Raw genomic sequence first — 8,461 nt, 5'->3', positions numbered from 1 at the left:
CTTGCGCAGCGAAATAAAGGAGGAGGCCGCAGGCCGGGGGACATTCGCGGAGAAAGGTACCCCGTCGGCGGGAGCGCCGCCCTGAAGGCAATTACTTCGCCTTGCCCGGATCCCTCACACCCTTGATCACGTCGAACTCGACGTTATAGAGCTGCCCGTCCTTCTTCTCGACCTTGCGCAGGTACACGTCCTGCACGATGTCGCGCGTCTGCGCATCGATGTAGACCGGACCGCGCGGGCTCTCGAAGATCTGGCCCTTCATGGCCGCAAGCAGCGCATCGCCCCCGCCCTGCCCCTTGGTGGCCTTGAGCGCTTCGTAGATCACGCGCATGCCGTCATAGCCGCCCACGGCCATGAAATTGGGGCGCATTTTCGGGTTGGCCTTCTGGAAGGCTTCGACAAACTTCTTGTTGGTGGGCGAAGGATGTGCAGCCGAGTAGTGGTGCGAGGTGACCACGCCCAGCGCGCCATCGCCCATGTCGTTGAGCTGATCGTCATCGGTCACGTCGCCGGTTGCAATCATGCGGATGCCGGCCTTGTCCATGCCGCGCTCGAGAAACTGCTTCATTACCGCCGCGCCTGCGCCCGAGGGCACGAAGACGAACAGCGCATCGGGCTTGAGATCGCGCACCTTCTGCAAGAAAGGCGCGAAGTCAGGGTTGCGCAGCGGCACGCGCAGCTTCTCAACCACCTTGCCGCCATTGAGCTGGAAGCGCTCGGTAAAGAACTTTTCTGCGTCGTTGCCCGGGCCGTAGTCGGCCACCAGCGTGACGACTGACTTCACGCCGTTCTTGGGTGCCCAGTCGCCCATGGCGACCGACACCTGCGGCAACGTGAAGCTGCTGCGCACGATGTAGGGCGAGGCTTCGGTAATGCTGGAGGTGGCCGCGGCCATCACGACCTGCGGCGTCTTCGATTGGGTGGCCAGCGGCGCTGCGGCCAGCGCGGCCGGCGTGACGCCGAAGCCGGCGATCACGTTCACCTTGTCGTTCACGATGAGTTCCTGCGCCAGGCGCTTGGTCACGTCCGGCGTGGCCACGTCGTCCTTGACGATCAGCTCGATCTTCTTGCCCGCCACGGTGTCGCCGTTCTGCGCCATGTACAGCCGCGCCGCTGCTTCGATCTGCCGGCCGGTGGAGGCCTGCTGGCCAGTCATGGGCAGGATGAGGCCGATCTTGAACTTGCTGCTGTCTTGCGCGCTGGCAAGCGACATGGAAAGCGCGAGCGCCGTGAGGCCTGCGGTCTGGATGAGTTGTCGTCTTTGCATGAAGTTTTCCTTGGAGAGACGGAATGCGAACCAGGGGCCATTTTTCAACACTTTGCAACATGCGGCGGAGCAGGCAATCACCTACTCCGCCCCCGAGCCGGGGCTTTGTTGCGCGATGAACAAATGAACTGCGCGATGATCGCGCAGCGGGTTTTCAGCTGTCGGGCCGGTACGAAGAGTCCAGCGTGAGGGTGCCCACGGCGCGCGACACGCAGGCGCAGATGCGAGTGGTCGCCTGCTTCTCGTGTTCGCTCAGGAACACGTCGCGGTGGTCGACTTCTCCGTCGACGGCGAGCACGTCCATGGCGCACAGGCCGCACTCGCCGCGCTTGCAATCCCACAGCGTTTCCACGCCGGCGGCGTCCAGCGCCTCTAGCAAGGTGCAATCGGCCGGCACGGTAATCGCCAGGTCGTGCCGCGGAATGAGTACCGTGAAAGCCTGCGTTGCGAGCCGCCCGCTGCTGCCGAAGGTTTCGAAGCGCAGGTCTGCCGGGGCGCGGCCCGCGGCTTGCCAGGCGCGCTTGACGGCTTCGAGCATGGGCACCGGCCCGCAGGTGTAGAGCTGGCCGCCTTGCGGCAACGCGGCGATGGCCGCTGCAAAGTCGATGGGCGCTGCGCCCTCATGTGCCGCAACGCCGTCGCCCAGCGCCTCGCGCAGTCGCTCGAGATAAGCGAACTCTCCGGCATGGCGCGCGCCATAGAGCATCCTCACGGGCACGCCGGTGCGCCGCGCATGCTCGCCCAGGCGCTCGGCCATCAGCACCAGCGGCGTAATGCCGATGCCGCCGGCCACCAGCAGGTAGCCCGGTGCGCTGGTGTCGAGCAAAAAGTGGTTCTGCGGGGCGCTCACCTGCAGCCGGTCGCCCACGGCCAGGCGCCACATTGCGAGCGAGCCGCCGCGGCCGTCGTCGAGCCGCCTCACGGCAATGCGCCAGCACTGGCCGTTGCCTTCGCCCACCAGCGAGTAAGAGCGTGTCTGCAGCTTGCCCTGCGTCGTCATCACCTGCACCTGCAGGTGCGAACCGGGCTCGTAGGTGGTGGCAAAGCCCGGCTCCGGCCGCAGTTCGAACTCACGCACCGTGGGCGTAACGTCGCGCAGCGCAACGACCTGCGCCTGCATCCATTGAAGATCGCTTTTCATCGGGGGACACCAACAGAAAAAAGAAAGAGAAAGGCCGCTCGCTCAGCCGCGCCGGCGGATCAGTTGCACGCCGGGCAGCGCACGCCGCTCGGCGCCGGGCGTGCCGTGCAGCGCCTCGCGCAGGTTGCGGCGCGCAATGCGGCTGTGCTCGCGCATCAGCGCCTCGGCGCGCGAACCCTCGCCGGCCTCGATGGCGTCGAGCACCTGCAGGTGCTGGTCTTGCGCAATGACGAGCATGTCGCGCGCGGCGGGCGAATTGGCCTGCACGACAACAAAGCCCGAGGGCGATGCAAACGGCAGGTTGATCACGCGCTCGAGCTGCTGCGCAATGACCGGGCTGGCCGCCATTTCGCACAGCAGCGCATGGAACTTTTCGTTGTGCGTGACGTAGCGCGAAAAAGCCGCATCGTCGAGCGCGGGTTCGCGCAGCAGTTCGTCGATGCGTGCCAGGCAGGCACGCGCCTCGCGCAGCACCACGGGCGCCGCGCCGCGCTCGGCCGCGAGCCGCGCCACCAGGCCTTCGAGCGTGCCGCGCAATTCGATGGCGTCGGCCACGTCGCGTTCGGAAAACGTGCGCACCGCATAGCCGCCGTTGGGCAGCGCCTCGAGCAGGCCCTCTTGCTCCAACCGCATGAGCGCGCTGCGCACCGGCGTGCGCGAGACGCCGAGCTGCTCGGAGATGGCCACTTCGGCAATGCGCGCGCCGCCCGGCAGTTCGCCGGCCAGGATCATTTCGCGCAGGCGCAACTGCGCCTTCACGGCCTGCGAGCTGCCGCCGTCGCCGGCTTCGATCGGCGATACGGCGGAGGTGGCTGCGGCCTTCATGCGGCCTGCTTCTCGGCGGGGCGGATCGGAATCGCGGCGCGCGCGGGCTTTTCCTTCTCGATCATGCGGTCGATCAGGCGGCGCGCCCACATTGAGCCGGCGTCGATGTTCAGGTTGTAGAACTGGTGGTCCGGGCGCTCGTCCATCGCCTTCTGCTGCGCCTCGAGCACGATCTCGTCCTCGCGGAAGATGCTGGCCACGCCTTCGCGCAGCTCATGCGTAAGACGCTGTTCTCCCAGGCAGTAGTTGCGCGCAAAGGCCCAGAAGTAGAGGCAGGTCTTGTCCGTCTCGGGCGTGATGGTGTTCAGCACATAGCCGTTCACGCCCTTGCTGCGGTCGCCGGGGTTGCCGTCCTTCGGCACCGCACCGCTGCCCGCCTCGGCCACGCCCACGTCGATGTTCACGGTGCATGGCCCCTCGAAGCGGATGATCTGCCAGCGGTCGACCTTGCCGGTGTAGCCGCGCGCATGGCGAATCTGCCCGCCCCAGAACGGCGGTGCGTCGATGTTCTCCATCCAGCGCGTGACGGTGGCCGAACGGTCGCCGTGCGTGGCAACGAAGGGCGCCTCGGCCACTTCGCGGTTGCCGATGGAAGAGCCGTGCACGAAGGTCTCGTGCGTCAGGTCCATGAGGTTGTCGACCACCAGGCGGTAGTCGCAGGCCACGCGAATCATCTTGCCGTCGCCGGCCCAGGCCGGGTCGTCGTTCCAGTGCATGTCGGGCACCAGCGCCGGGTCGGCCTTGGCCGGATCGCCGGGCCAGATCCAGACGAAGCGGTGCTTCTCCACCACTGGAAAGCTGCGCACGCAGGCCGAGGGATTGAGCGTTTCCTGGCTGGGCATGTGGGTGCAGCGGCCCTGGCTGTTGTAGACCAGGCCGTGGTAGCCGCACACCACCTCGTCGCCTTCGAGCTTGCCGAGCGACAGCGGCATCAACCGGTGCCAGCAGGCATCTTCGAGCGCGGCGACCTGGCCGTCGGTGCGGCGGAACAGCACCAGTTTTTCATTGCAGATGGTGCGCGGCAGCAGCGCGTGACGCACTTCGACGTCGTAGGCGGCGGCATACCAGGCGTTCAGCGGGAAAGTGGGCTTTGGCGTCTTCATGAATACTCAATGTATACAGAAATCAGGAAAAAGCCACAGAAAATCGCTGAACTCAGGGTAATTACCGAGATTGATGTATACAGGCGAGCAAGTTTCCAAGGCGATACGATGCTCGATTCGTTTACAGCCACGACGGAGATATTCAATGTCCCAGCACGCCGCCCTGCCCGCCCGCTATGACCACGTCGGCAGTTTTCTGCGTCCCAAATACCTGCTCGAAGCACGCGAGCAGAACGCCAAGGGCGAGATCACGCCCGAGCAGCTCCGCAAGGTCGAAGACAAGGCCATCACCGAGATCGTCCGGTTCCAGGAAGACATCGGCCTGAAGAGCATTACCGACGGCGAGTTCCGCCGCACGTACTTCCACATCGACTTTCTCGACCAGCTCGGCGGCGTGAAGACCGACATCCCGGTCACCATCCGCAAGCCCGACGGCACCGAGGAACTCGCGCCGCCCGCAATGCGCGTGATCGACAAGGTGCGCCACGTCAAGGACATACAGCTGGCCGACTTCCAGTACCTCAAGAGCCAGGTGTCCGCGGGCCGCACGCCGAAGGTGACCATTCCCTCGCCCACCATGCTGCACTTCCGCGGCGGCCGCGCCGGCATCAGCAAGGACGCGTATCCAGAGCTCGACCCCGTGTTCTACGACGACGTGGCCAAGGCCTATGGCGACGAGCTGCGCTCGCTGGCCGCGGCGGGCTGCACCTACGTGCAGATGGACGACACCAACCTGGCCTACCTGTGCGACGAGCACATGCGCGAAGCCGCCCGCAAGCGCGGCGACGACCCGAACGAGCTGCCGCACCGCTACGCCGCCTTCATCAACAAGGTGGTGGCGCAGAAGCCGCCGGGCATGCTGCTGGCCATGCACCTGTGCCGCGGCAACTTCAAGAGCACGCACGCCGCGGCCGGCAACTACGAGCCCGTGGCCGAGGCGCTGCTGAAGGAGATGGACCTGGACGCCTACTTCATGGAATACGACGACGCGCGTTCGGGCGACTTCAAGCCGCTGCGCTACCTGCCCAAGGGCAAGACCGTGGTGCTGGGCCTCGTGACCACCAAGTTCGGCGAGATGGAAGACAAGGACGAGCTCAAGCGCCGCATCGAGGACGCCGCCAAGTACGCGCCGCTCGAGCAGCTCGCGCTGTCGCCGCAGTGCGGCTTCTCGAGCACGGTGCACGGCAACAACATTGCGGTGGAAGCGCAACGCAACAAGCTGCGCCTGGTGGTGGAGACGGCGCAAGAGGTGTGGGGCTCGACCTGAAATAACGCGGCCCTCTCGGCGGGGGCCCGGGCGCCTCTTCTGGTCAAATTGGCAACATGACGACCATCTACTCAGGCCCCCTCAGCATGTTCGGCGCGAAGGTGCAGATCGCCGCGCTCGAAAAAGGCATCGACTTCGAACTGGTGATGGTGCCCTTCACCAAGGACGACGCCTACGAGCCCAAGCATCCCGAGGTGCTGCGCGTGAACCCCGTCAAGCAGCAGGTGCCGGTGCTCATCGACGACCAGGTCGAGCTGTTCGACTCGACGCAGATCTTCGAATACCTGGAAGACCGCTACCCGGGCCCCGCGCACCTCGCGCTGTGGCCCCAGGGCATTGCCGACCGGGCCCGCGCGCGGCAACTGGAGCAGAAGTCCGACGAGGTCTTCTTTCCCAACGTGATCAGGCTCTTCGGCCTGCAGCACGACATGCAAAGCGCCCCGGCCGTTGCGGCCTGCGCCGCCTGCGCGCGCTTCTACGACGAGATGGAAGGCCTGCTGGCCACGCGCGCATACCTTGCCGGCCCCTATTCCTTTGCCGACATCGCCTTCTACATGGCCTGCATCTTTGCCGATCGCAAGGGTGCCCGCATGACCGAGGCCACGCCGCGGCTCCTGGCCTGGCGCAGCCGCATGGGCGAACGGCCTGCGGTGCGAACGGTGGTCGAGCCGATGATGCGCTTTCTCGCCTCGGAGGGGCGCGACGTGGCCTCGTTCCTGATGCCCCGCTGATCGCTGGCGGCGCCACCCGGTCCTCAGGCATCATTGCCGCATGCCGAACACGAGCTTCGACTGGCTGCCCTCACCCTCACAGCATTTTCTTGTCGTCACCTTCGCGCTGCTGGTCTACATACTGACCACCCGCGCGCGCCGCGAACAGCGTGCGCCCACCACCGCTATTGCCTGGGTCATGGGGCTGGTGCTCATGCCCTACCTGATCCTGCCGGCCTACCTGCTGTTCGGCCAGCGCAAGCTGCGCCCGGCGGGCTCGCCGCGGCCGCCGCGCTCGGTGCCGCCGGGGCACTGGGCGGCCGACCTGATCGAGAGCTTCGGCCTAGCGCCGCCGGGGCGCTGCGCGATCCGCCTGCATGCCGACGGCGAAGCCGCGCGCGAGGCGCTGTGGCAGGTGATCGACGGCGCGCGGGAGCGCATCGACGTGTGCACCTTCATCATCGGCGACGACGCCATGGGCCGCGCCGTCATCGAGCGGCTGGCGCGGCGCGCGCGCGAAGGCATCAAGGTGCGCGTGCTGCTCGACGGCTTCGGCGCGCTGACCCTGCCGCGCCGCCACTTCGAAGTGCTGCGTTCGGCAGGCGGCGAGGTCGCGGTGTTCCGCCCCTTTTTCAGCCTGCGCCGCATCGGGCCGCGCAACCTGCGCAACCACCGCAAGTTCACCATTGCCGACGACAGCTGGCTGTGGTCGGGCGGGCGCAACCTGGCGGGCGAATACTTCACCGGCAGCGAGACATACCCCCAGGCCTGGCACGATCTTTCGTTCGACCTGCGCGGCAGCGTGGCTGCGGCGGCGGCCCGGCAGTTCGACCATGACTGGAGCTCGGTGCGCGGCCGCAAGGCGCGCGCCATCACGGCCGACGACGTGCAGGAAGGCCCGGGCTGCGCCATGGCGCAGTTCCTGCCGAGCGGCCCCGACCAGACCGAGGACACCGCCCACGCGCTGCTGATCGATGCCTGCTTTCGGGCCGAGCACCGCGTGCTTGCCATCACGCCCTACTTCGTTCCCGGCGACGGCCTGCGCGATGCCTTGCGGCTGGCCGCCCGGCGCGGCGTGCAGGTCACCATCGCCATGCCCGCGCAGTCGAACCACCGCCTGGCCGACTTCGTGCGCGCACGCGCCATGCGCGACCTGGCCCGCGCGGGCGTGAGCTTTCGCATGCTGCCCTTCATGGCGCATGCCAAGGCGGTGGTGGTCGACAACGAACTGGCCATGTGCGGATCGATCAACCTCGACCTGCGCAGCCTGCTGCTCAACCACGAGGCGGCCGTGGTGTTCTACGGCCTGCATGAAATCGACTGGCTGGCCGAGTGGATCGAAACCACGGCTTCGGCCGGCGAGCCCTATCGCGCGCGGCGACCGGGCCTCTTGCGCGACGTGGCCGAAGGGCTGCTGCTTACCGTCGCTTTCCAGCTGTAACAGCGGTGGGCGCCCCGGCCTTGGCCTCCTTCGCGACGGCATCGAGGCCGGCGAAGACATAGCGCATCAGGTCGTCCGCCAGGCCTTCGGTGTTCTTCAGGGCCGGCAGCACTTCGTTGCGCAGGTCCTTGGGGGCCACCGTCATCACGATGCACGGCAGCACCACGAAGAGCATGGCCCGCTGCACCGAGGGATGATCGTCCGGCAGGCCCATGATGCCGCCGATCAGGCCGCGGATCAGCTTGGCCTTGGGAAGCACCGCCTGGCGCACCATCACCGGCAGCGCCGGCGAAGGCGACAGCGCCTCGCGCAGCACCACCCGGAATCCCCACGGCGCCTTGGGCTGGCTGCCCATCTCCATCAGGTGCGTGAGAAAGGTGCGCAGCTTGAGCCGGGGGTCGGCCTGCACGCTGGCCAGGCTGACCAGCTCGTCCATGCTCACGAGTTGGCGGTGCGCCTCGATGAGCACGGCCTCGTACAGGCCGTCCCTGCTGCCGAAGTGGTAATTGACCGCCGCCATGTTGGTGCCGGCGCGGGTGCAGATTTCCTTGCTGGTGCTTTCGGCGAAGCCGCGTTCCGCGAACAGCTGGCCTGCCGTCTCGAGGATGTGCAGTCGGGTGGCGTTGCCGTCGGTGCGGGGGGTGCGCGCGGCAGTGGAGCGTGGAGCGGGAGAACGGGTGCTGGAAGAGCGGGAAGCCATGGCCCTA

At 66.9% G+C, this 8,461-nt stretch carries 8 protein-coding genes; 3 read left to right on the top strand and 5 right to left on the bottom strand.

Translation table 11 applies throughout. From position 1 onward, the window contains the following. Positions 1-91: 91 nt before the first annotated feature. From V9K97_RS17260 to V9K97_RS17245, 4 genes are all read right to left on the bottom strand, one after another. Positions 92-1,267, bottom strand: coding sequence for an ABC transporter substrate-binding protein (locus V9K97_RS17260; protein WP_337319526.1), 1,176 nt, complete (start codon positions 1,265-1,267; stop codon positions 92-94). Between the two features lie 154 nt (positions 1,268-1,421). Continuing rightward, entirely contained in the window at positions 1,422-2,408 is a 987-nt protein-coding gene (locus V9K97_RS17255) for a PDR/VanB family oxidoreductase (protein WP_337319524.1), read from the bottom strand. A 42-nt stretch (positions 2,409-2,450) separates the two neighbouring features. After that, positions 2,451-3,233: a GntR family transcriptional regulator gene (locus V9K97_RS17250; protein WP_337319522.1), complete on the bottom strand. Its 783-nt coding sequence runs from the start codon at positions 3,231-3,233 to the stop codon at positions 2,451-2,453. Continuing rightward, a complete protein-coding gene (locus tag V9K97_RS17245) occupies positions 3,230-4,336 on the bottom strand; it encodes an aromatic ring-hydroxylating dioxygenase subunit alpha (protein ID WP_337319520.1) in 1,107 nt (368 codons plus the stop codon). The genes V9K97_RS17250 and V9K97_RS17245 overlap by 4 nt, the downstream gene beginning before the upstream one ends. Positions 4,337-4,481: 145 nt before the next feature. Here V9K97_RS17245 and V9K97_RS17240 point away from each other — a divergent pair, with 145 nt between their 5' ends. From V9K97_RS17240 to V9K97_RS17230, 3 genes are read left to right on the top strand one after another with little or no spacing between them, the layout of a single operon-like run. Then, the gene (locus tag V9K97_RS17240; RefSeq protein WP_126747395.1) at positions 4,482-5,603 is read left to right on the top strand and encodes a 5-methyltetrahydropteroyltriglutamate--homocysteine S-methyltransferase; all 1,122 of its coding nucleotides are present in this window, start codon (positions 4,482-4,484) and stop codon (positions 5,601-5,603) included. 56 nt (positions 5,604-5,659) lie between these two features. Then, a complete protein-coding gene (locus tag V9K97_RS17235; RefSeq protein ID WP_337319518.1) occupies positions 5,660-6,334 on the top strand; it encodes a glutathione S-transferase family protein in 675 nt (224 codons plus the stop codon). Positions 6,335-6,374: 40 nt separating this feature from the next. Then, the gene (locus tag V9K97_RS17230; RefSeq protein WP_337295274.1) at positions 6,375-7,754 is read left to right on the top strand and encodes a phospholipase D-like domain-containing protein; all 1,380 of its coding nucleotides are present in this window, start codon (positions 6,375-6,377) and stop codon (positions 7,752-7,754) included. Here V9K97_RS17230 and V9K97_RS17225 read toward each other — a convergent pair. Then, positions 7,732-8,454 carry a TetR/AcrR family transcriptional regulator gene (locus V9K97_RS17225; RefSeq protein ID WP_337319516.1) on the bottom strand — a complete coding sequence of 241 codons (723 nt, stop codon included), beginning with the start codon at positions 8,452-8,454 and terminating at the stop codon, positions 7,732-7,734. The two genes, V9K97_RS17230 and V9K97_RS17225, sit on opposite strands and share 23 nt — an antisense overlap. Between the last annotated feature and the right edge of the window lie 7 nt (positions 8,455-8,461).

The sequence above is a fragment of the Variovorax sp. CCNWLW186 genome (genome assembly GCF_037203865.1).
Lineage (GTDB): Bacteria > Pseudomonadota > Gammaproteobacteria > Burkholderiales > Burkholderiaceae_C > Variovorax.
The sequence above is the reverse complement of the archived record's forward strand: the minus strand, read 5'-3'. Positions and strand labels throughout refer to the sequence as shown.

Bases quoted from the DNA above. Each gene is read 5' to 3' on its own strand.
- V9K97_RS17260 (WP_337319526.1), bottom strand. From the start codon at position 1,267: ATGCAAAGACGACAACTCATCCAGACCGCAGGCCTCACGGCGCTCGCG.
- V9K97_RS17255 (WP_337319524.1), bottom strand. From the start codon at position 2,408: ATGAAAAGCGATCTTCAATGGATGCAGGCGCAGGTCGTTGCGCTGCGC.
- V9K97_RS17250 (WP_337319522.1), bottom strand. From the start codon at position 3,233: ATGAAGGCCGCAGCCACCTCCGCCGTATCGCCGATCGAAGCCGGCGAC.
- V9K97_RS17245 (WP_337319520.1), bottom strand. From the start codon at position 4,336: ATGAAGACGCCAAAGCCCACTTTCCCGCTGAACGCCTGGTATGCCGCC.
- V9K97_RS17240 (WP_126747395.1), top strand. From the start codon at position 4,482: ATGTCCCAGCACGCCGCCCTGCCCGCCCGCTATGACCACGTCGGCAGT.
- V9K97_RS17235 (WP_337319518.1), top strand. From the start codon at position 5,660: ATGACGACCATCTACTCAGGCCCCCTCAGCATGTTCGGCGCGAAGGTG.
- V9K97_RS17230 (WP_337295274.1), top strand. From the start codon at position 6,375: ATGCCGAACACGAGCTTCGACTGGCTGCCCTCACCCTCACAGCATTTT.
- V9K97_RS17225 (WP_337319516.1), bottom strand. From the start codon at position 8,454: ATGGCTTCCCGCTCTTCCAGCACCCGTTCTCCCGCTCCACGCTCCACT.